This is a genomic window from Myxococcus qinghaiensis (genome assembly GCF_024198215.1).
Classification (GTDB): domain Bacteria; phylum Myxococcota; class Myxococcia; order Myxococcales; family Myxococcaceae; genus Myxococcus; species Myxococcus qinghaiensis.
In genome coordinates this window covers 197,815-219,239 of sequence record NZ_JAKCFA010000016.1, presented here as the reverse complement: position 1 = coordinate 219,239, position 21,425 = coordinate 197,815, and the positions used below count along the sequence as shown (strand labels likewise).

The 21,425-nt window shown below is 68.0% G+C and carries 21 protein-coding genes; 14 read left to right on the top strand and 7 right to left on the bottom strand.

Going from position 1 to position 21,425, the window contains the following annotated elements:
* Nucleotide 1 precedes the first annotated feature (1 nt).
* On the bottom strand, nucleotides 2–847 hold the full coding sequence (locus LZ199_RS28240) for a DUF2911 domain-containing protein (RefSeq protein ID WP_253996876.1): 846 nt from the start codon (nucleotides 845–847) through the stop codon (nucleotides 2–4).
* 172 nt (nucleotides 848–1,019) lie between these two features.
* Between LZ199_RS28240 and LZ199_RS28235 the strand changes: the two genes are divergently transcribed.
* The 3 genes from LZ199_RS28235 to LZ199_RS28225 all read left to right on the top strand — a co-directional run bounded on the left by LZ199_RS28235 (nucleotide 1,020) and on the right by LZ199_RS28225 (nucleotide 3,407).
* The gene (locus tag LZ199_RS28235; protein WP_253996875.1) at nucleotides 1,020–2,309 is read left to right on the top strand and encodes an AAA family ATPase; all 1,290 of its coding nucleotides are present in this window, start codon (nucleotides 1,020–1,022) and stop codon (nucleotides 2,307–2,309) included.
* A 170-nt stretch (nucleotides 2,310–2,479) separates the two neighbouring features.
* Nucleotides 2,480–3,202 carry a DUF1775 domain-containing protein gene (locus LZ199_RS28230; RefSeq protein ID WP_253996874.1) on the top strand — a complete coding sequence of 241 codons (723 nt, stop codon included), beginning with the start codon at nucleotides 2,480–2,482 and terminating at the stop codon, nucleotides 3,200–3,202.
* A gap of 16 nt (nucleotides 3,203–3,218) precedes the next feature.
* On the top strand, nucleotides 3,219–3,407 hold the full coding sequence (locus LZ199_RS28225; protein ID WP_253996873.1) for a hypothetical protein: 189 nt from the start codon (nucleotides 3,219–3,221) through the stop codon (nucleotides 3,405–3,407).
* 80 nt (nucleotides 3,408–3,487) lie between these two features.
* On the opposite strand, the gene LZ199_RS28220 is transcribed toward LZ199_RS28225, so the two are convergent.
* Both LZ199_RS28220 and LZ199_RS28215 read right to left on the bottom strand, forming a co-directional pair.
* On the bottom strand, nucleotides 3,488–4,150 hold the full coding sequence (locus LZ199_RS28220; RefSeq protein WP_253996872.1) for an SCO family protein: 663 nt from the start codon (nucleotides 4,148–4,150) through the stop codon (nucleotides 3,488–3,490).
* Between the two features lie 147 nt (nucleotides 4,151–4,297).
* The gene (locus LZ199_RS28215; protein ID WP_253996871.1) at nucleotides 4,298–4,912 is read right to left on the bottom strand and encodes a hypothetical protein; all 615 of its coding nucleotides are present in this window, start codon (nucleotides 4,910–4,912) and stop codon (nucleotides 4,298–4,300) included.
* A gap of 113 nt (nucleotides 4,913–5,025) precedes the next feature.
* On the opposite strand from LZ199_RS28215, the gene LZ199_RS28210 reads away from it, so the two are divergent.
* Nucleotides 5,026–5,454, top strand: coding sequence for a FixH family protein (locus LZ199_RS28210; RefSeq protein WP_253996870.1), 429 nt, complete (start codon nucleotides 5,026–5,028; stop codon nucleotides 5,452–5,454).
* 26 nt (nucleotides 5,455–5,480) lie between these two features.
* Here LZ199_RS28210 and LZ199_RS28205 read toward each other — a convergent pair whose 3' ends face one another.
* Entirely contained in the window at nucleotides 5,481–6,638 is a 1,158-nt protein-coding gene (locus LZ199_RS28205) for an FAD-dependent oxidoreductase (protein WP_253996869.1), read from the bottom strand.
* Nucleotides 6,639–6,668: 30 nt separating this feature from the next.
* Here LZ199_RS28205 and LZ199_RS28200 point away from each other — a divergent pair, with 30 nt between their 5' ends.
* Entirely contained in the window at nucleotides 6,669–7,124 is a 456-nt protein-coding gene (locus tag LZ199_RS28200) for a MarR family winged helix-turn-helix transcriptional regulator (protein WP_253996868.1), read from the top strand.
* 77 nt (nucleotides 7,125–7,201) lie between these two features.
* On the opposite strand, the gene LZ199_RS28195 is transcribed toward LZ199_RS28200, so the two are convergent.
* Nucleotides 7,202–8,149 carry an alpha/beta fold hydrolase gene (locus tag LZ199_RS28195; protein ID WP_253996867.1) on the bottom strand — a complete coding sequence of 316 codons (948 nt, stop codon included), beginning with the start codon at nucleotides 8,147–8,149 and terminating at the stop codon, nucleotides 7,202–7,204.
* Between the two features lie 139 nt (nucleotides 8,150–8,288).
* On the opposite strand from LZ199_RS28195, the gene LZ199_RS28190 reads away from it, so the two are divergent.
* From LZ199_RS28190 to LZ199_RS46775, 3 genes are all read left to right on the top strand, one after another.
* Entirely contained in the window at nucleotides 8,289–9,623 is a 1,335-nt protein-coding gene (locus LZ199_RS28190; RefSeq protein WP_253996866.1) for a thioredoxin family protein, read from the top strand.
* A 365-nt stretch (nucleotides 9,624–9,988) separates the two neighbouring features.
* A complete protein-coding gene (locus LZ199_RS28185) occupies nucleotides 9,989–11,257 on the top strand; it encodes a Tox-REase-5 domain-containing protein (protein ID WP_253996865.1) in 1,269 nt (422 codons plus the stop codon).
* A 12-nt stretch (nucleotides 11,258–11,269) separates the two neighbouring features.
* Nucleotides 11,270–11,983: an immunity 52 family protein gene (locus LZ199_RS46775; protein ID WP_323389894.1), complete on the top strand. Its 714-nt coding sequence runs from the start codon at nucleotides 11,270–11,272 to the stop codon at nucleotides 11,981–11,983.
* A 31-nt stretch (nucleotides 11,984–12,014) separates the two neighbouring features.
* On the opposite strand, the gene LZ199_RS28175 is transcribed toward LZ199_RS46775, so the two are convergent.
* Nucleotides 12,015–14,387 (bottom strand): YfhO family protein, encoded by a 2,373-nt coding sequence (locus tag LZ199_RS28175; RefSeq protein ID WP_253996864.1) that lies wholly within the window; start codon nucleotides 14,385–14,387, stop codon nucleotides 12,015–12,017.
* A 78-nt stretch (nucleotides 14,388–14,465) separates the two neighbouring features.
* The gene (locus LZ199_RS28170) at nucleotides 14,466–14,912 is read right to left on the bottom strand and encodes a hypothetical protein (protein ID WP_253996863.1); all 447 of its coding nucleotides are present in this window, start codon (nucleotides 14,910–14,912) and stop codon (nucleotides 14,466–14,468) included.
* A 305-nt stretch (nucleotides 14,913–15,217) separates the two neighbouring features.
* Between LZ199_RS28170 and LZ199_RS28165 the strand changes: the two genes are divergently transcribed.
* The 6 genes from LZ199_RS28165 (at nucleotide 15,218) to LZ199_RS28140 (ending at nucleotide 21,425) form a co-directional block, all read left to right on the top strand.
* Nucleotides 15,218–16,102 (top strand): RNA polymerase factor sigma-32, encoded by an 885-nt coding sequence (locus tag LZ199_RS28165; protein ID WP_253996862.1) that lies wholly within the window; start codon nucleotides 15,218–15,220, stop codon nucleotides 16,100–16,102.
* Nucleotides 16,103–16,730: 628 nt separating this feature from the next.
* Nucleotides 16,731–17,330, top strand: coding sequence for a DUF4255 domain-containing protein (locus LZ199_RS28160; protein WP_253996861.1), 600 nt, complete (start codon nucleotides 16,731–16,733; stop codon nucleotides 17,328–17,330).
* Entirely contained in the window at nucleotides 17,327–18,775 is a 1,449-nt protein-coding gene (locus LZ199_RS28155) for a hypothetical protein (protein WP_253996860.1), read from the top strand. The genes LZ199_RS28160 and LZ199_RS28155 overlap by 4 nt, the downstream gene beginning before the upstream one ends.
* Before the next feature lie 37 nt (nucleotides 18,776–18,812).
* The gene (locus LZ199_RS28150) at nucleotides 18,813–20,369 is read left to right on the top strand and encodes a phage tail sheath family protein (protein ID WP_253996859.1); all 1,557 of its coding nucleotides are present in this window, start codon (nucleotides 18,813–18,815) and stop codon (nucleotides 20,367–20,369) included.
* 58 nt (nucleotides 20,370–20,427) lie between these two features.
* Nucleotides 20,428–20,880, top strand: coding sequence for a phage tail protein (locus LZ199_RS28145; protein WP_253996858.1), 453 nt, complete (start codon nucleotides 20,428–20,430; stop codon nucleotides 20,878–20,880).
* A 14-nt stretch (nucleotides 20,881–20,894) separates the two neighbouring features.
* The gene (locus tag LZ199_RS28140) at nucleotides 20,895–21,425 is read left to right on the top strand and encodes a phage tail protein (protein ID WP_253996857.1); all 531 of its coding nucleotides are present in this window, start codon (nucleotides 20,895–20,897) and stop codon (nucleotides 21,423–21,425) included.

The window sequence follows — 21,425 nt, the reverse complement described above, 5'->3', positions numbered from 1 at the left end:
ACTACTTGTTCTTCCAGTCCGCGAGGGCCTTGGAGACCTGGTTCTTGTAGAAGAAGTTCGGGTCCTTCTCGCCCAGGTCCCACGCAATCTGGGCGGCCTTGCGGGCCTCGGCGAACTTGCCGTCACGCGCGAGGATGTCCGCGCGAATCCACTGGTTGTACCAGTTGGAGTTGATGGCGACGGACGCGTCCGCGAGCTTCAGCGCCGCGACGTAGTCCTTGGTGGAGTCCGCCACATAGCGGGCTGCCTGGGCGTGCTCGCTGGCGCTCTGCTGCGCCGTCTTCTCGATGTTGGCCTTGGCGAACGTCGCCGTGTCCGTCTTGATGGGGACGGAGACGCGCAGCTTCTCCCACTCGAGGTCCAGCGAGGTGCTGTCGTCGGTGGTGTTGCTGAAGACGTACGTCAGCCGCTCACGGCTGGGGATGGCGGCCGTCGTCGCGGCGACAGTGGCCACGTCGTTGGCGGCCGAGTACTGCGCCGGCGTGGAGAACAGCCCCAGCTCCTTGTTCAGCATCACCTTCCAGCCCTTCTGCGAGGGCAGGGTGACGATGGAGTAGGTGCCGGCGGGGACGGCCTTGCCGCCGAAGGTGACGTCGTGGCTGAAGGTAATCTTCGTGGCCGCGTTCGCACCCGTGCGCCAGGGCTTGTCCCAGGGGACGAGGTCACCCCAGACCTTGCGGCCCTTCACACCCGGGCTGGAATAGTCGATGGAAATCGAGGTGACACCCACGTCCTGCGCCACCTTGGCGGAGGGGCTGGGGCTGGGCAGCGCGAGCTGGGCGGACGCGGGCGCGGCCACCAGGACCACGAGCGCGGAGAGCAGACATCCGAGGGCAACGTTCTTCATCGGCCTCACATCATCCTTTCGGAACAGAAGCATGGGGGGGTGCGAAGGCGGGCGGAGTGTATAGACGAGACTCCCGCGCACCAAACGATTCGGGCGAGCCACCAGACACTCCAGTGACCGAGGTATTCCCGCCGTACCCCGGGAAGACGAAGCTGCCGGGCGAGGATTCCGAATGAAGCTGACCCGGCTCACCGTCCACCACTTCCGGAGCGTCGCTCCCGGCACCGAGCTGACTCCCGGGCCGTCACTCAACCTGGTGCTCGGAGAGAACGGCACCGGGCGGACGACGCTGCTGGAGCTCATCTCCATCGTCCTGGCCTCGGACTTCGCCAGCCTCATCCACGAGCGCTTCGCGTTGGAATATGAGCTGGCTTTTCCCGGCATGAAGCTGCACGTGTACGCGCGCAACGACACGCGCGTGCCCGAGCGCACGGAGCCGACCGCGAGGCAGGGCGCGGGATTGTTGCCACTGCGCACGCCCACGCTCGACACAGGACTCCAGCCACTCATCGAGGTGGAGCTGCTCCTGTCCTCGCCCTCGGCGCGGCTCGTCATGCGCGCGGACGCGGAGGGCATCGACTGCAAGGTGGACGGCGCACCCGCGTGGACGCGCACCATGCACTGGTCGCTCCTGGACCGCTCGGTGTGGACGCTGCTGTTCATGACGGCGCAGTACATCGACGCGGGCATGAAGGAGCGACTCAAGGAGCTCTTGAGGCGGACGTTCCTCCTGGCGCCGCAGCGCTTCGATGAAGCGCTCGGGATGTTCGAGCGCCTGGGCACCATCCGCTACGCCATGGAGGTGCGCGACGGAGAGGTGTTCCCGCTGGGGTTGATGGCCCTGCCCGGCTGGATGCCCGGATGGCTGAGGGAGCGCGTGGAGCAGGAGCCCCTCGTCGACGCGCTGGAGCTGCGCCACGACGCGCTGGCGCGCTCATTCCTCTCGCGCTTCGTGAGCCTGGCGGGGATGGAGTCGGGGAAGCTGCGCGTGGAGGTGCTGGAGAAGCGCTCGTTCGACAACGGCGGGCGCGTGGGGTTTGGCGGTTTCTCCTTCCACTTCGTCCGCCGCGACGGCCGCGAGCTGACGCAGGCGGAGCTGGGCTTCGGGCAGAAGCGACTGCTGTCGCTCTTGTACTACCTGGACGTCAACGAGGACTTCGCCATCCTGGACGAGCCCGCGAACGGCCTGCACCCGCGCTGGGTGGAGGCGAGCCTGCGCGAGCTGGCCGGGCGGCAGGTGTTCCTCGCCACGCAGAACCCGCTGCCCCTGGAGCATCCCGTGTTCGCCTCCGAGGAGGAGCTGCGCTCGGCGCTCATCCGCTGCGCACCGGTGATGCATGAGGGACACGAGCGCATGGGCTGGGCCCACCCGACGCGGCAGCTCGCCGCGCGGCTCTTCGACTCGCACCGCAGCGGCGCCCGGCCGCTGGGGGCCCTGCTGCGAGAACACGACGTGTGGTGAACGGAGGGGTGCGGCGAATTGTCGCGGACCACCCTCCGGGTTCCAGATGATTGTCGGACGGAGGTGATGGACCTGCCCCGCCGTGCTGCGGCAAATGGCCGCATCGGTGCGCTTGACGCGGTCTGCTACGCCGAGGTGCTGGCGCAGTCATTCCCTCCTGGAGGCCCCGCTTGAAGCCCACTCTCAAGACGTTGCTCGCATTCTCGAGCCTGCTGGTCGGCACCGCCGCCCACGCCCATATCGCCGTCTCCGGCCAGGGCCCCGCCATCGCCGGCACGTCCTACGAGGCGCAGTTCACCGTGGGCCACGGGTGCAGCGGCGCGGACACCTACCGCATCAAGATTGCGATTCCCGCGGGCGTCACCTCCGTGCGGCCCCTGGACTCCACCTTCGGCAAGGCCGTGGTGGAGAAGGACGCGAACAACAACGTGACGTCCGTCACGTGGACGCGGAGCAGCGCCGCCGAGGTGCTCCCCGCCGACACACATGCGCACCGATTGGTGCTGCGCGCCCGCATGCCGGATGCGGCCTTCACCACGGTGTACTTCCCCACCACGCAGACGTGCCGGAATGCCGAGGGCGCCGAGACGACGGTGGAGTGGGTGGGCACATCGGGTGGACATGACCACGGTGGAACGGACGCGGGCACCCCGCCTCAGGCAGAGCCCGCGCCCTCGCTCTTCGTCTATCCCAAGCGCACGCCGGGCTGGAACAAGTACACCGTGGAGGAGCACGTGCACGACTTCGCCGTGTTCAGCGACGCTCAGATTGTCTGGGCCGGCAACCGCGCGTTCAGCCCCAACCCGGTGACGAAGGACCTCATCGAGTCCGACAAGGACACGGACGTGCTGACGGAGATTCATCCGGGCACCGAAATCTGGGTCAAATACTGAGGCGGGAGGGACCACCATGACTCGCCACTTGATTGCATTGGCCGCCGCGTGCGCGCTCTGCGCGTGCTCGGACAGCGGCTCGAAGACGCCCTCGGCCGTGTCGGGCCCCCTGCCCTCCCAGGGACTGACCCAGCCCGCGGGCCTGGAGCGGCCTCCCACCCCGGGCGGCGGACTGCCCGCGGACCTCAAGCCCCCAGGCCGCTGAGCACGCAATACCCTCGCCGGGCTCGTGAAGTGACTCCGAGCCCGGCGAGTTGACGTCTCTCCCCGCTCAGCGGGTCTCCCTCAATCCGCCGCGTGCACCAGCGCCCCCAGGTCGCGCTGAAGCGACTCCAGTCCGTCGGAGTCATCCAGCACGCGGTAGTACCCGCGAATGCGCCCGTCCGCGTCCACGAGGACGAAGTGCTCGCCGTGGAAGATGCTGAGGAAGTCGTCGTCTCCCGCGTCCGCGTCCCGCCCCATCATCACGCGGAAGCCCTCCAGCACCGTGGCCTCCACGTCCTCCAACTCCCCCGTCAGCAGGGACCAGTTGCTCGTGTCCAGATTCCGTGTGTTCGCGTACGCGGCGAGCCGCTCCGGTGTGTCGTAGCGCGGGTCCACGCTGAACGAGACGAAGCGCACCGAAGACAGTCCCGCCTCGCGAGCCTGTCGCTGGAGGCGGGCCATCTTCGCCGTGAGCAGCGGACACACGGTGGGGCACCGCGTGAAGATGAAGTCCGCGACGACGACGGCGCCTCGCAGGTCCGCCTCGGAGAACGGGCGTCCCGTCTGGTCCGTCAGGCGAAAGGTCGGCAGGGCACCGAACTCAGGCAGCCCCCGCGCCCGCAGTCGAGCGCGCGACTCGCGCAGCAACGGGAATGCGAGCGCGGCGACGAGCGCCAGGACTCCCACGATGAGCAATCCCGTCCAGCGACGACTCCGGGGGTGTTCCACGACAGGGGAAGCCATGTCAGTACCTCCCCCGCTCGCCCGCGCAGCCCACGCCGAGCACATGAGGATGGTCCATGGGCAGCCCCGCGAGGGCGGGCACCGGGCCGCTCTCGGAGACTTGTCGCGCGTCCGCCACCAGCGCCTCCACGGCACGTGGGGATTCGCTCAGGTCGTAGACACCTCGAAGCCCGCCTGCCTGGTCCACAGCAACGTGGACCGCCGCTCCGACGAGTCGCCCTCCACGAGCCCGCCCGCTCTGAGCATCGACAGCACCTCCGCCTCCCAGGAAGTGTCCGCCGCCAGCACGTGCCACGACGCCCGGCCGCGCCCGCCCGCTTCGCCTTCGACGCGCGTCAGTCCTTCGTCCCGAGTGAATGGAGGGTGTGCCACCACGACGAACCGGAAGGGAATGCGCTCGGCCACAAGTCCGCGCTCCACCGAGGACAGCCGCGTCACGAGGTGCTGGTTGCCGGATGGACCTTCGTCCGGAAGGAATTGGAGGACATACGCCCGTCCCCGGAGCTGGCGTGTTCCAACCAACGCCCCGTCCACGTCCCGGAGCTCGAACCGGGGAAGCTGTCCGTGGAGGGGCAAGGGATTGGGAACCCACACGGTGTCAGGAGGGAGCCAGGACACCTCCGACAGCAGCAACCTCGCCACCGACAACATGGCGACACAGAGCGCGAGCACCACGGCGAGACTCGAGACGCCCAGGCACCACCAGGCCCAGGAGCGCAGCCGGGTGACACCTCGCGACGGACGCGAAGAGGAAGAACTCATGTCCACACCCTCGCGCAAATGGACCGCGAGCACGCTGTGGCAACTTGCCGCGCGCCACGGCGAGTCGCACGTCGCTACAAGCTCCCGCGCATCAGGTCCGCCCTGGAGGATGAATGAAGAGCGCGATGTTGCTGTGCCTGCTGTGGAGCGCCGCACCGACTCCGAAGTCGACGGCCCCAGCCACGGAGAAGGCCGCCACCCTTGTGACACCCGTGACGTCCGTGACGAGCACCTCGGGGCGCCTGCGAATCGAAGTGCTCGCCGACGCGGTCCCCTTGCGCCGAGGCCCTCAACGCCTGCGCATCCGGGTCACCGACGTGGCCACGGGCAAGCCCATCCCGAGCCTGGCGCTGGCCCTCCAGCCGTGGATGCCCACCATGGGACACGGGCTCGACAGCCCCGCGCGCATCACGCTTCAGGGCACGAGTGACTTCGAGGTATCGGAGCTGGACCTCTTCATGCCGGGCGCCTGGGAGCTGCGCCTCACCCTGTCGGGCTCCGTCGAGGACAAGGCCGTGGTCAGCCTCAAGCTCGCGCGCTGAAGCCCACGGCGAGGACGCCTTCGGGCTCAGGGATGCGGCGCACCCGCCATCCGCTGAATCACCTCGAAGTGTTCGAGCGTGTGAGCGAGCGCGTGCTCCGACACGAAGTCGAGCCCCTCCATCGCGCCCGCCGCCGCCTCCGCGGCCCGCACGAACATGCGCGCTTCATACGCCGCCACCGCGCGACTCCAGTCGGAGTCCTCGGCGAGCCCCAGCGCCAGCTCCGCCGCGTCCAGCATGGCCATGTTCACGCCCTCGCCAGAGAACGGCGGCATGACATGCGCCGCGTCCCCCAGCAGCGTCACGCCCGGCCGGTGCGTCCACCGATGCCCCACCGGCAACGCGAGGATGGGACGCGGGACGATGGTGTCGTTGCTCACGTCGATGAACCGGAGCAGCGAAGGCGCCCACCCGGCGAACCGCGCCTTGAGCGCCGCGCGAGCGCGCTCGGGAGAGGACAGGTCCACCTCGCCCTGTCGGTGCCAGTCCTCGGCCACGCGGAACATGAGGTAGACGCGGACATGCGCGTTGCTGCTGCGCTGCGCGATGAGGCTCAGGCAGTCACCCACCACGGAGACCTTGCCGCGCGGGATGAGCGCCGCGACGTCGGGATGCCGCGCGTCCACGTCGTCGATGCTCAGCTCGACGAACATCACCCCCGTGTAGCGAGGCTCCTCACTCGACACGAGCGGGCGCACCTTGGACCACGCACCATCCGCGCCCACCACGAGGTCGAACTCTCCGAGCGAGCCGCGCTCATTCGCGACGCGATAGCGCCCATCCGACAGGGGCTCCACCGCGCGCACCTTGCTCCCCCACTGAATCGTCCCGGGCGGAAGGCTGTCGAGCAGGAGCGTGCGCAGTTGCTCGCGGTCAATCTCGGGCCGCCCGCCGCTCGGGTCTCCCCCCAGCTCGAAGCGCAGCGTCCCCTGGTGGTCATAGAGCGCGTCGCCCTGGTCGTCGTAGCGCGCGAGCGCCTTGAACCCCGCTTCGAGCCCGGCATGTCGCAGCGCGAGCAGGCCCGAGCCCTCGTGCAGGTCCAGCGAGCCACCCTGCGGACGTGACTGCCGGTGCTCGTCCAGCTCGAACACGGTGGAGCCGATGCCCTGCGTCGAGAGGATTCGCGCGAGCGTCAGCCCGCCCGGCCCTCCGCCCACGATTCCAATTCGCTTTCCAGTTTGCATAGGCCCCTAACTAATATTACAAAGGGCCCTATGCAACATGAACGCAAGGCACGTCCCTGGAACCCCGAGTCCACGTCGGCGTATTGGATCAACCGGGCGTCACGGCTGCTCATGCGGCTGCATGAGGCACGGCTGCGTCCGCTGGGCTTCGGCATGAGCCAGCTCCCCGTGTTGATTGCGCTGGAGGATGGGGGAACGTTGCCGCAGAAGACGCTCGCGGAGCTGGCGCGCGTGGAGCAGCCGACGATGGCAGAGATGCTCGCGCGCATGGAGCGCGACGGCGTCATCCGGCGGGAGCCCAACCCGGAGGACAAGCGAGGGAGCCTCACGTCGCTCACCTCCCAGTCCCGCGCCCGGCTTCCCGAGGCGAAAGCGGCGTTGATGCTCGGGGAGGACGAGGCGACCGCGGGCTTCACGCAGAAGGAGAAGGCGCTCCTTCGGGAGCTCTTGCAGCGCGTCGTCCAGAACCTTGAAACAGAGGGTTAGCGCCGCCCCGACTGGGAACTCCACCGGGGCAGGGCCGTGCCCCGGCGTGGCGCCGACCTTCTTTCCGCCGTCAGGAACTAGAAGTTGCCGGCGCGGGCCTCGTCGAAGGGCACGCGGTGCTTCATGTACATCGTGTCCAGCATGTGGTTGCCGATGAGGTTCAGGTTGCCGTCGGTGAAGCGGTGCACGACGGCGCCCTTGCCGGCGTCCTTGGCGAAGGCGACGGGGTCGAAGCTGCCGCCCAGGCCGGTGAGCGTGGGCACCGCGTCCGCGTTGTTGATGTAGTGCACGTACTTCGGGCCGTCCGGGTACTTGGTGGACGCGGCGCCGAAGGTCTCCACGCTCAGCTTGCTCATCGCCTTCTCGACCTGCGCGGGGGACAGGCCGTCCTCGATGCGCAGCCGGCGCTCGACGTCGAACAGCGCGCGCGCGGTGATGAGGCCGCCCTGGCTGTAGCCCATCAGGTGGACCTCGCGGCCCGCCTTCAGCTCGCCGTAGACGGTGTCCGCCAGCGTGTCCACGGCGGGGTTGGTGCCCTTGTCCAGCTTGTCGCCCACGCACTGGGCCAGGTCCGCCACGATTCCCTGCGTCGCGTTGTGGATGCCGATGACGCGCGCATCCGCCTTCTCGGCGATGGACTTCATCTCGCTGAGCTGGTTGGCCGCCGGCGTCATGATGCCGTTGACGTAGAGGATGGTCTTCGACGGGTTCGGATTGTTCTGCGGCGTGACGCCGGGGATGTCCTTGAGCGGCGTGCCCGGCGCGAAGGTCTGCCCCTTGGCGCCCATCAGCTTGCCGTCCTGCGTCCGGTCCGGCTTCGAGTCCCCGCCGAACAGCTTCTTGATTTCGCTCAGGTGCGTGGACTCGAAGACGTCCTTGCCCTGCTCCAGGAAGCGAGGGACTTCCTTCAGGCCGTTCTTCGCGGCCTCCACCAGTCCGCCCAGCGGGTTCTTCAGGGCCGTGCGCGAGGTCTGCGTCGAGGCGAGCGGCGTGGAAGCGGGACGGTTGCGGTCGATGGGGCTCATGAAGGGCTCCCGCCCATGGGGGTGCTGGGCGTTTCAGTCATTTTCTCACAGAGGCCCGTGGAAGTTGCGTCACGGGCGGGAACCCGGCCGGTTTCGGGAATGTCTGGGGCGCCAGCGCGACGCCTTCCCTGGAGAGACCATGGCGATGAGACCCGTCCTTGGAGTCCTGCTCCTGCTCTGGGGCTGTGCTTCCAGCAGCCCTTCGACGCAGCGCGGCATAACAAAAGGAGGACCCGTATTCATCGAGAATGATTGGGAAAGGGCGCTCCTGGAGGCGCGGGAGACACAGCGGCCCGTGTTCGTGGAGGCGTGGGCGCCCTGGTGCCAGTCGTGTCGTTCGATGCGGTCGACGGTGCTGACTTCGCCCGCGTTGGGGGAGCAGGCGGGCCGCTTCGTCTGGCTCGCCGTCGACACGGATGCCTTGGAGAACGTGGCTTTTCTTCAGAGATATCCGGTGGACACGTGGCCCACGGTGCTCGTCCTGGAGCCGGCGCAGGGGACGGTCCTGGTGCGCTCGCTGGGCGCGGTGTCCGTGCCCCAGGTGCTGGGGTTGCTCGACCAGGGTGAGCGGGCCTTCCGGCGGGGGCTCACAGGCGGTGAGGAGCTGGCACGGGCGGATGCGCTCGTGCTCGCGGGCAACCCCGCGGAGGCCGCGGGGGCGTATCAGCGGGCCGTGGAGCATTGGACGCCGGAGGACCCGCGTCGGGCCGGGGTCGTCGTGTCCTGGCTCAAGTCGCTCGCCGCGCTGGGGGATGCGGTCGGCTGCATGCGAGCGGCGACCCAGGAACTGCCGCGCCTGGCGCGCGTGGATGACCGCACGCGGGTGCTGTACGTGGGCATGGGCTGCGCGCTGGATGCGGACACGGAGGAGGCGCGCACGCTGAGGGCCCGGCTCGCGCGGGAGGCGGCACGAGCGCGGGAGGAGCCCGATGACACGCTCACGCCAGCACAGCGCTCGTCGCTGTACGAGGTGGAGTGCGAGGCCCACGAAGTCACTGGGGATGAAGCACGCATGCGCGAGCTGGCGGAGGCGTGGTGGCGCTTCCTGGAGCAGCAGGCCGCGAGCGCGGGCAGTGCAGAGGAACGGGCCGCGCTCGACTCGCATCGGGTGATGGCGGTGGCGTTGCTGAACCGACCGGATGCCGCCATCTCGCAATTGGAGCGCAGTGAGCGGGAGCTGCCGGAGGACTACAACCCACCCGCGCGGCTGGCCACGCTTCATCTGATGGCGGGGCGGAAGGACCAGGCACTGGCGGCCAGTGAGCGCGCGCTGGCGCTCGCGAAGGACGCTTCGCGAGGCATGGTCCTCGCGGGACATGCGCGCATCCTCAGTGCACGAGGTGAACGTGAGCGGGCGATACGCGTGCTGACGGAGGCCCTGGGTGAGATGGAGCGGGCGTCCATTCCCGAGAAACACCTCCAGCGACAGGTGCTCGAGAGGGTCCTCAAGCAGCTTCGCGCCGCGTCACCGTGAGCGATGGCGCGGTGCGAGACAGGAGAAGCCACGCCACACCGCGCTCGGTGACGCTCAGCAACGGGACGGAGCTCCGAGGCATGTCGGCGTGATGCCGCGAAACTCCACCGCGCAGTCGGTTCCCCTCTGCCTTGTCAGCCAGGAATGCCAGCATTCAGTCTGCTCGCCTTCCTTGGTGCGAGGCATGGGGATGAAGAATGCGTGCTGGCCTCTGGATGCTGTGCGCCGCTCTCTTCGTCACGGGATGCGCTGGAGTTGAACCCTCGACGCGGAGGGGCACGCTCCAGCAGCGTTCCGGGCTCCTCGGGGAGAGGGCTCCGGAGGGTCGGCATCCCCGAGGACAGCGGAGTGATGCGTTCGATGAGTTGCTTCGCGGCGCGGGGTTGGAGGACCGCGACTCGCGCCCCGTCGCAGGTGACTCTCTTACGGCGACGCAGGCGGCACGGCTGCTGGAGGTGTTGCTCGGCAAGGACGTGACGCTGGGGCAGTTCCCGGCCCGTGTCGCCGTGGGCTTCATGTTGCGCGAGGTGCTGGACGCGGGCGAGGTGTCGCGTGCCGAGCTGGTGCGACGGGTGGGGCGATTCACGCAACTGGCGGTCCTCCGTCCTGATGGATGCCTCGCGTGGGTGCGCAGCGGACAGACACAGCAGCGCGTGGGCGCCGTGGAGTGGAAGGAGGGAGCCTTTCGGGCCGGCCAGTTCGAGCTGGGCGTCTTCTACTCGGGCAAGGGCGGTGTCTTCCAGCAGTTGAACGCACGATTGGAGGAGACGGGAGGAGGCGCTTTCGCGGACGTCCACGACGATGCGGACTACCTGAGCCGCACACTGGACGGAGCCGAGGAGGCTTTTGTCGGACTGGCGATGGCGGTGGGGCAGTTCTTCTCGACCTCGCCCGCTGACAACCTCGCGGCACTCCGACAGATGCCCGCCGCAGTGGCGGCGCTGCTGGCCTCCTCGCCCCAGTATCTGGAGCACTTCCAGTACATGACACGGGGCGAGCAGGTGCAGGCCGTCTCCAAGCTGGTGACGAACCTCATCGCCACCTGGGGCACGGCGTCGGCGGCCACTCGCACGCTGCAAGGTGCGACGCTCGCCACCGCGGAGGTACCGGTGCTGTCTCTGTCCGCCCAGGGCGCGCTCGTCATGAGACGAATCGCGGTGCCAGCAGGCCGCGCGGCGGCGGTGCTGAGCGGAGGTCCCGGCGCGGGCATCATCCTCCAACGAGCAAGCATGGCCACGAAGCAAGGGGGGCCACCCAAGGGGCCCGGGAGGTGGCGGCCCGCCAATGAGCACATGGAGGAGCCCGCACGAAGATATCAGGCCCAGATTGCCTCTGCGCCCGAGGGACAGGTCTACGACATCGACGATGTGAAGTTCGATGGGTTCAATGGTGTCTCGTTGCTAGAGGCCAAAGGTCCAGGCTATGAGAAATTTCTTGGACAGGCCGTGGAGCAAGGAGCGTGGTTTGAGGGGTTCATGGGCATGATCAAGCAGGCCAGGAGTCAACAGCGTGTCTCCCGTGGATTCCCCATTGAGTGGCACTTCGCGGAGAGCAAGGTCGCGGACTACGTGCGAGTTCTCTTCAAGCGAAATGGCTTGGGGAGAATCTCAGTCATCCACACACCGCCGAACTGAGGGCCCCACTGGATGACCGAAACCTATTATTCAGGCGTGTATTGGCCTGGGCGACCCGAGCCGCTAGAAGTGTACTCTCGGAGGGCAGCGCTTCTATTTCAGAGCCTGTCCTCTGTGGACCCAATCCTTTCAAGATGGTTTGAACAGGCTGCATCGCGGGACGTCGCCCTCAAAGGCGAGTTCGTGCCGCGCGCTGAAACCCTTCTCGGCTTGTTTGCAAAGAAGAAGTATCAGTTGGCGGATGGTGAGATCTTCTTCGCTGCGTGGAATGGGGAGTCGAACGCGAGCAGTGTGGTCAATTTCTCTTGTGGCTCTCCATCGCCTGAGACAGTGGACCTCTGTGTCTGGACCCCTCCGGCCAAAGGGGATGTCGCGGGGCGAGTCCTTTCGGCATCTGTGCTCACTCAAGTGATGAGCGCGATGGTGCGGGCATGGGCCCCTGAATGGGGGGTCTTCACGTCCGACAACCATCGGGACGCCGTATCGGAATGCGCGGATCCCGGCACGTTCGTGGGATGGGGGACATACCTTTCACGGAATCGGGGCACGTTGCCACCACTCCCCGCCCCCGTGCGCATCGAGCCCGTGGCGGACAAGGGAACCCTCATCATCCTTACGCCCGAGCGATTCACCGCCAGCAACTCGGAGCATCTCGCGCTGGCCGAGACGGTGCGCGAACAACTGGACCGGGCAGGGCTGTTGAAGCCGCTCCAAGCGCAGCGGTAGGAGCAAGCGGAGCCGAGTCCACCTCGCTGCCTCAGCGAGCGCGCCGCGCAACCCCCAGCAGACACAGCGTCAGCAACGTCCCAAGGCCGATGAGCAGCCCCACGCGAAGCCCTGGCGTCCGGTAGAGCATCTCCACCCGGTGTTGACCCGCTGGCACCGCCACCGCGCGGACCGCGACATTCGCGGCAAGGATGGGCACCTCGCTGCCGTCGACCGTCGCCGTCCATCCCGGCTGAAACGCGTCATTCACGACGAGCACCGCCGCCTCGGACGCCTCCACGTCCACGACGAGCCGCTCGGGTGAGGGCCGCTCCACCTTCACCGTGCCCGTCAGGGCTTCCGACGCCTCGGGCAGCGCCACCGTGCACTCCACGACGGCGGTGTCACGAGGAGGAAGCGAGGGCGTCAGCAAGAGCTTCAGCGCCTCTTCCATCCCCTCCACGCAGCGAGGCCGCGCCAGCAACACCCGAGGCACCGCCTCCGGATGCACCACCAGCTTCGTGCCGAACAACGGGTCCTCCGCCACCACCTGCGACGACGGAGGCAACACCTGCCCGCCTCCGGCCTGAACGCTGTGCACGGAGAACGGCGTGGCGAGTCGGGGCGCGACCTGGCCGAACCAGTGCGCCAGGTCCTCGCGCAGTCGCCGCACCCGCACGCTCTCCCCTGGCATGTAGCCGTTCGCGCTCTCGATGCCCCACAGCGTCGTCGTGTCCGGAAGCAGCCCCGTCAGGAACGCGAGCCCCATCCTCCCGTGATAGTCGAGCCCCGGCACGCTCCGCTCATGGTTGACGCTGCGCACCGCTGTGACCACGCGCACCGGCTCCCCCGGCGGCACCGACCGCAGCACCGCCTCCGCGAAAGGCGGTGGCGTGTCGAGCAGCTCCGCGGGCGCGAGCACGTACAGCGGCTCGTGCGCCCACAGCAACGCGCCGAACTCGAGCGCCACCAACAGCCCTCCACTCAGCCTCCGCATCCCCTGGAAATGGACCAGCGCCACGCACGCCAGCGCGAGCACCGCCGTCATCGCCCCCGTCCACACGACATTGCCAGACAGGCCCCCCACCACCGGAGAAGGCACCTCGGGCCAACGGGGCAACAACCAGCTCTTCGTCCACCACCCCGACGCCGCCTCCCCCAGCGCCACCCCTCCCCCGAGGAGCGCCACGAAGACACCCGCGCCAATCACGGCCCGGCGGTTGCCACCTTCTCCCAGACACCGCTTCCACCCCAGCCCCGCCGCCACCGCCAACCCCAGCGTCACGAGCGGCACCAGCTTCTCCGGGTAGCGAAACGGCCGCCACGGCGGGAACACCTGATACACCCATCCATAGACAGGCAGCGCATCCCCCAGGCTCAGCGCGAGCAACAACAACCACGCCCCCGCCAATACCCACGCACGAGGACGCCGCGCGGAGGCGATGAGCCCTCCCAATGCCAGCACACAGGCCGGGGTCCCGACATAGATGGAGTCCACCCAGACGCGACCAAACCCTCCCGACGGAACCAGGTGGCGCACGACCAACTCCGGGATTCCGCGCAGCCCCTCCTTGTCCGCCAGGTACGGCCCCGCCAGGAGTTCCCACAGGCGCAACGGATGGAGCGAGAACCGCTGCGCCTCCACCGCCGAGCGAGCCCCGGGCTCACCCGAGAGCACCAGCCCCACCGCCGGAGACAACTGCGGCGCGGCCAGAAGCCCCCCCGTCACCACCAACACCGCGCAGCCCCCCAGCCGCCGTCGCCACGCGCCCACCTCCGGGTCCACGGCGGCCACGAGCACGACGAGCGCGTTCGCCATCGCGAAACCCTGCGCATCCCCCGCGAAGGCCACCAGCGCCAGCAGCCCCGCGCCCACCCCCAGTCGCCCCACCGAGGGAGCTCGCAGGAAGCGGACCGCCCCCCAGAGCGCGGCGGGCACCACGCTCGCCGCGAGCAGGTAGGTCGGATTGTTGGTGATGCAGACCAGGTAGCCGCTGAACGTGAAGCAGAGGGCCGCGAAGAAGGCCCCGGCGCGAGGCACGTCGTACTGTCGCAGCAGCGCCCAGGTCCCGAGCAACGCCACGGGGTAGCAGGAGAGGATGGTGGCCTTCACCGCCACGCCGAGCGGCAGCACCAGGTGCAGCAGCGTCGTGGGGTGGAACGCGCCCGAGATGAAGATTCCCAGGAAGGACTGTCCGAAGCCGTCGAAGGCGAACCACTCCGGCCCATCGAACACGGCCACCCGCGCGGCCCAGAAGGCCCTCATCGGATAGAAGGCGCGCAGCGTGTCGCCGGCGATGAAGACGTCGCTCCAGAAGACCGCCCGGAAGAAGAACCCCACCGGCGGCAGCACCATCAGCGCGAGCAGCCCCCAGGCGCGTCGCGTCCTCGGGCCGTCCACCACCTGCTTCGATTCGTCCGCCATCGCTTCCCTTCGGAGGGAGGCGTTCTTCGCATGCCGAGCAGGGGGACGGGTAGCCCGGTCCGGGCACGCCCCACGAAATCAGTGCGGCGCCGGCGGCGCGGAGTCCTCGTCAGCGGCGGAGACCTGCTGCTCCACCTGCTTCCTCACCAGCCGCTTCGTCGCGATCTCCTCCTCCTCCGTCCGCTGCCGTCGCTTCACCAGGCCCTGGCTCTCATCCACGAACCAGAAGATGACCCGATAGAAGGCGGCGATGACGGTGATGAGCAGCGAGGACAACACCCAGCTCAGCACCCACCCCGGCCAGCCGCCCACCACCACGTCGATGGCGTACGTCCCCGTGAGCGGCACCAGCACGAAGGCCACGTAGTGCGACAGGCAGTAGGGGCACGACACCAGGTAGCCCCACCACGTGTCCTTCCCACCCAGCCGCGCGCGCAGCGACGCGAAGATGCGCTCGCGGGCGATGGTCTGCGACACCCCCATCACCACCGCCGACACCGCGAAGAGCTGGAACAGGTTCTCCATCCCCCCAAGGTGGCGACGACGCGGCCGGCCGCAGACACGCGTCGCACAACCGCCGCCTTGCTCGCCCGCATGCCTCCAGGTGCCCCACCCTCTCCCACCGTTGGCCGGAAAACAGTCGGAAGAGTCTTCGGATCAGCCCCCTGTAAAAACGAAAGGGCACCGCCCTTAAGCACCCTGACCCGGTGATGCAAACCCTCGCATTCACTGGGAAACGGTCCGCAAGTGCCGTGGCACATGCATTGCGAAGGACCCGTCCCGTGCCGCCGATGCGCGGCTCCCACCGGCCCCCTTCCCCGAGAGACGCCATGCAGGAAACCTCCAACTTCGCCTCCCCGGACTCCCTCTCCACGTACCTCTCGGAGATCAACAAGTACCCCCTGCTCACCCAGCCTCAGGAGCAGGAGCTGTCGCGCCGCTTCCGCAAGGGAGACCTGATGGCGGGCCACCAGCTCGTCACGGCCAACCTGCGCTTCGTGGTGAAGGTGTCCTACGAGTACCGCTCGTACGGCCTGAAGATGTCGGACCTCATCCAGGAGGCGAACATCGGCCTGATGAAGGCCGTGCAGAAGTTCGACCCGGACAAGGGCATCCGCCTCATCTCCTACGCGGTGTGGTGGATTCGCGCGTACATCCAGAACTGCATCCTGCGCAACTGGAGCCTGGTGAAGCTGGGCACGACGCAGGCGCAGCGCCGGCTGTTCTTCAGCCTGGCGCGCACCCGCCGCGAGCTGGAGCGCATGGGCGCCGGTGACGCGAGCATCGTCAACGCGGAGGAGATTGCCCGCAAGCTGAACGTGAAGGCCTCCGAGGTGCGCGAGATGGAGCAGCGCATGGGCGGCCGGGACTTGTCGCTCGACGCGCCCGTCGGCGAGGACGGCGACGCCACCCACCTGGACTTCGTGGAGTCCTCCGCCGCGTCCCACGAGGACGAGGTGGCCGACCGCCAGCAGGCGGGCCTCACCCGGGACCTCGTGCAGCGCGCCCTGCGCCGCCTGGACCCGCGCGAGCGCTTCATCATCGAGAACCGGGTGATGGGCGACTCCGAGATGACGCTCAGCGAGTTGGGCGAGCACTTCGGCTTCTCCCGCGAGCGCGCCCGTCAGCTCGAGATTCGCGCCAAGGACAAGCTCAAGGCGGAGCTGGCCCTGCTGATGGCCGACGCGGGCCTGGACGCCGCCGCGCTCTCCTGAGCGCCCCACCCACCGACTCCCTCACCGGGAGTCGCTGACCCACACCGAGTCCGCCTTTCGAAAGAAGGGCGGACTCATTCGTTTCCAGGTCCTACGTCCCCGGCCGGCTCCCCCCGGGTCCACCCGACCTCCCCGAGCGAAATCGCGCCCGAGGCCGAAAATCCGGCCCGCGCGGCGTCGCGGCGGTTCCTCCCGTCGACTCAGGGCCTCACCACCCCAGGCCCGCTGTCCGGGACGTCCCCCACCGCGAACCCTCCAGGTGAGCCGCGCGACTCTCGCGTCCACGCACCCGGTCTCCTCGGGGGGCAGGACGTCCGACGTGCGAAAACCCGCCGCAGGACTCACCGCCTGAATCCACCCTCCCGGGGGCCGGCAAATACAGACGCGCGAGGTTTCAACAGACATCCTCCCCGCCAAGTCAGACAGACCCACCCCCATTGACACACTTGTTTTCCCTGTTACTGTCTGGCCATCCCACGAATCAACATTTCGTGTGAATCATTGAGCGGCTGTGGCGAACGGTGGGCGTCTCCATCTTCGCTCGCGAAAAACCCCGGCGGCCCTCCGGGTCTCACCATCCACATCAATCACAGACACGCCCGGCGGGCGTGCTCGGCGGAGGCCTGTCTTGGGCAAGCTGGGAGGCACATTGGAGCTGATCCGCAGGCGTCTGGATGAGTTCATCCGGAACGCGGAGGCGGCGCCCCGGCAGGAGCCCTGGGTGGTGCTCTCCAACCTGACGGACAACCAGGGCAACCCCGCGGCCCCCGCGCGCGACGCGGTGGTGATGTTCCTGGCGAACATCCGGCACGAGACCATCGTCAGCACGTACAACCGCAGCGTGCCCGTGTCCGCGGACACATACGGCATCGTCGCGCCGCCGCTCTACATCGACCTCTTCGTCCTGCTGTACGCCAACTTCGAGGACCAGGCGTACCCCGTGGGGCTGGAGGCCATCTCCCACGTCATCAGCTTCTTCCAGCAGACACCGTGGTTCACCCAGCAGAGCCTGCCCGGGTTGGACCCGGACATCGACAAGCTCACGTTCGAGTTCGTCGACCTGGACCTGCTGGGCCTCAACCACCTGATGGGGCTCGCGGGTGTGAAGTACCTGCCGTCCGTCTTCTACAAGGTCCGGATGATTCCCTACCGGGGCGAGGCCCAGCAGGCCCAGGTGCCCGCGGCCAAGGGCGTCGAGGCGCCCGGCCAGCCCGAGGCGCTCCCATGAACCGCTTCCGACGCGCCAACGAGCGGGCCCTGCGCGGGCCCCTGCGGCCCGGGTACGGCGCGCGGACTCATGAACCCAAGGGCCTGGCCACGCCGGAGCCGCTCGAGGACGTCACGCTGCCGCGTCGCTACACCTTCGAGCGGCTGTTGAGCGTGGACCTGCGGCACACCTACTTCAATCGCTCCGAGGGCCGCTGCCCGGCCCTGGTCTGCCGACCCACGGCGGCCACGGCGGCGATGCTCCGGGACCTGGGCCTCATCTTCCGCGACGAGGGGACGTCCTTCACCGTCCTCTACGACTACAACCGCCGCGCGCAGCTGCTCAAGGCGATGGAGCGCCGGGAGAAGGTGGGCCAGTGGACGTGGCTGTCCTTCGTGCTCGTCCCGGACACGCCCTACTTCGTCAACTTCACGGACCTGCCCAGCGACTTCCAGCCCACGGAGGTCAACCTCTACTTCAACAACCTCCAGGCCCACTTCGCCGGCGAGCCGCCCTCCCCCGCGGACCAGGAGCTCCACTGCGCGGGCACCGCGACTGCGCCCGTCCTGCTCAACCCGGGAGAGCAAGTCACCGAGGCCAGCCGGCAGCGCGTGGTGCAGGTGCAGGTGCAGGTGCCGCTCGTGCCAGGGGCGGACGAGGTCGTCCTGCTGGACCTCTCCGGCGCGGAGGTCCTCTGCAGGCCCTGCAGCATCCCGGTGGTCCTGCTCCAGAAGCAGTCCCCCTCGCGCATCACCTGCGAGGAGGTGCGCGCGACGCGCGGACTCCTGGGCCGCGAAGAGCACGTGGGCGCCTTCCTCTACCTGGACCTCTCCGAGCTGCCCGAGGGCCTCTACACCATCCGTCAACTCGACGCCGCCGGAGCGACGCTCGTCGAGAGCACGGTCCTCTACACCCAGGCGTACCCGACGCCGCTCGGCTTCCTCGACCTGGTGTTGGCCAAACCCAGCGCCGACGACACGGGCCTGTATCCCTTGTGTGACTTGCACCTGGGCGCGGAGCAGACGCGCATCGTCCCACTGCGGGCGGAGCTGCGCTTCGAGCGACGGAGCACCCGCTGGTGCTACTACGTCGTGCCGCCCCGAGGCGTCCGCTACGACGTGCTGCGGCTGCTCGACGTGGGCTCGCCCCAGCCCGTCACCTTCTCCGGTCCGGTGCCCGTCACCGTCGCCGGAGCGGGTGACGCCTATCTCTTCGTCGCGGACCGGGAGCTGCCGCTCCAGGAGGTCCCCGACCAGCTCTTCGAGCTCACGGGGAGCCGGGTCCAGGGCGGCTTCGAGAGCACGCTGATGTCCAACGTGCCGGTGGCCTCGCCCGCGATGGTGCTGCCCCGCGTGGGCCCCATCCCCGGTGTCCTCCGAGGCACCCGCCCCTCAGGCATCCCCCGAGCGCCCCTGCCCTCCCCGCTCGAGCAGCGGGACTACTCGGACCTCTACCTGAACCTCTGAACCCCGAAGCCCACCCACGCAGCGAAGAGAGGACCCGATGTCCATCAGGCAAACCCGTAAAACTCCCGGCGTCTACGTCACCGAGCTGGACGCCTTCCCGCCTTCCGTCGTCGGCATCCAGACGGCGGTGCCCGCCTTCATCGGCTACACCCAGACGGCGACGCTCAGCGGCAAGCCCATCCCCAACAAGCCCGTCCGCATCAACTCGCTGGCCGACTATCAGCAGATTTTCGGCGGGGCGCCGGACCCGACGTTCGACCTCACCGAGGTCACCGACACCGCGAAGCAGAAGTCGGGCGACTACGACTTCCGGGTGTATGACGGCACCGCCGCCACGCCGGGCTGGAAGTACTACGACCTGGTCCCCGCGGTGAGCACCAAGTACGTCCTCTTCAACAGCCTGCGCCTGTTCTACGCCAACGGCGGCGGCAGCGCGTACATCGTCTCCGTCGGTGACTACAAGAGCGCGCTGGACAAGGCGACGCTCATCAACGGGCTGGCGGTCATCGCCGAGCAGGTGGGCCCCACCATGCTCGTGGTGCCCGACGCGGTGAACCTGGCCACGTTGGCGGACTACGGGGATGTCGCCACCGCCATGCTCTCCCAATGCGGCACGCTGCAGGACCGCGTCGCCGTCCTGGATGTGTATGGCTCCGCCACCGTCACCCAGGCCACCCTGTCCACCGTCATCTCCGACTACCGGGGCGTGCTGGGCAGCAAGTACCTCAACTACGGCATGACGTACTTCCCCTTCCTGCACACCACGGTGCAGGAGGTGAGCGACTTCGACTACACCAACATCCAGACGGACACGACACTCAAGGCCATCCTCACGCTGGAGAACGCCAATCTCTACGCCAACTCGCCCTCGCGCAAGGCGGCGGTGGAGCTGGACATCGGCAAGATTGGCACGCTCACCGACGCCGCGGATATCCAGGCGCTGAACCAGAACCTCACCGCCGCGCTGCCGCTCCTGACGGACATGCTGCGCATCATCACCCGCAAGGACGACGTGCTGCCGTCCAGCGGCGCCATGGCGGGCATCTACACCTGGAACGACGCCAACCGGGGCGTGTGGAACGCGCCGGCCAACGTCAGCCTCACCGGCGTCACCAGCACGACGTTCAAGCTCAACAACGACCAGCAGGCGGACCTCAACGTCCCGGTGGACGGCAAGGCCGTCAACGCCGTGCGCGAGTTCGTGGGCCGGGGCACCGTCGTCTGGGGCGCGCGCACGCTGGACGGCAACAGCAATGACTGGCGCTACATCCAGGTGCGCCGCACCCTCACCTACGCGGAGCAGTCCATCAAGGCCTCGTTGGACCGCTTCGTCTTCGCCGCCAACGACGGCAACACCTGGGCCTCCGTCACCTCCATGGTGTCCAGCTTCCTCCAGGGCCTGTGGTCCCAGGGCGGCCTGCTGGGCGCCACCGCGTCGGATGCGTTCAGCGTGGAGTGCGGGCTGGGCAGCACCATGACGGCGCAGGACGTTCTGGAGGGCTACATGGTCGTCCAGGTCACCCTGCAGATGATCCGCCCGGCGGAGTTCATCGAGCTGACCTTCAAGCAGAAGATGGAAGGCGCCAGCGCGTAGCGCCCGCCCGAACTTCGACGACTGATTCCACCCTTCACGAGTTCAACGAGGAGCCGCCATGGCAGGAGAAGTCCAAAACGATATCTGGCCGTTGCCGAAATTCTATTTCTCCGTCCAGCTGGGGGACGACACGTCCGTCAGCTTTCAGGAAGTGGATGGCCTGGAGACGGAGACTCAAGTCATCGAGTACCGGCACGGCAACAACCCCAGCTTCTTTCCCATCAAGATGCCGGGCCTGGGCAAGGTCGGCAACGTGAAGCTGCGCAAGGGCATCTTCATCAACGATGCTCGCTTCTGGGATTGGTACAACGAAATCAAGATGAACACGATTGCCCGGCGGACGGTCATCATCGCCCTGCTGGATGAGAAGGGCGCGCCGAAGATGACGTGGACCCTGAACAACGCGTGGCCCACGAAGCTCTCCGGCACGGACCTCAAGTCGGAAGGCAACGAGGTCGCCGTGGAGTCGCTCGAGGTCGCCTTCGAGACGCTCGTCGTCGCCGCCCCGTAATCCCAGTCATCGCCATGTCCGAACCCTACTATCCGCCCGGCGCGTTCTACTTCAGCGTCTCCGTCCTCGGCTCCGCGACCCTGCTCGCGGCGGCGAGCGATTTGGACGCCTCGTTCCAGGAGATCTCCGGCATCGAGGCCCACTGGGAGACGGAGGACGTCACGGAAGGGGGCGAGAACCGCTTCACGCACAAGCTGCCCAAGGCCGCCAAGTACGCAAACCTGGTGCTCAAGCGGGGCGTGGTGACGCGGGACTCGTTCCTGGCGGAGTGGTTCGGACAGAGCGTGGGCTCGGGGCTGTCATTGCCACTCCTGCCGCAGAACATCCTCGTGCTGCTGCTCAACGAGGATGGGCTGCCGCTGGTGGCGTGGGGCTTCATCAACGCCTGGCCATTGCGCTGGGAGGTGTCTTCGATGAGCTCCACGGAGAACCGCATCCTCACGGAGTCGCTGGAGCTGTCCTACAACTACTTCGAGCGTGTGAACCTGGGCAGCCCGGCCTCCGTCGCCGTCAAGCTGGCCCAGCTCACGTCCCGGCTGATGTGA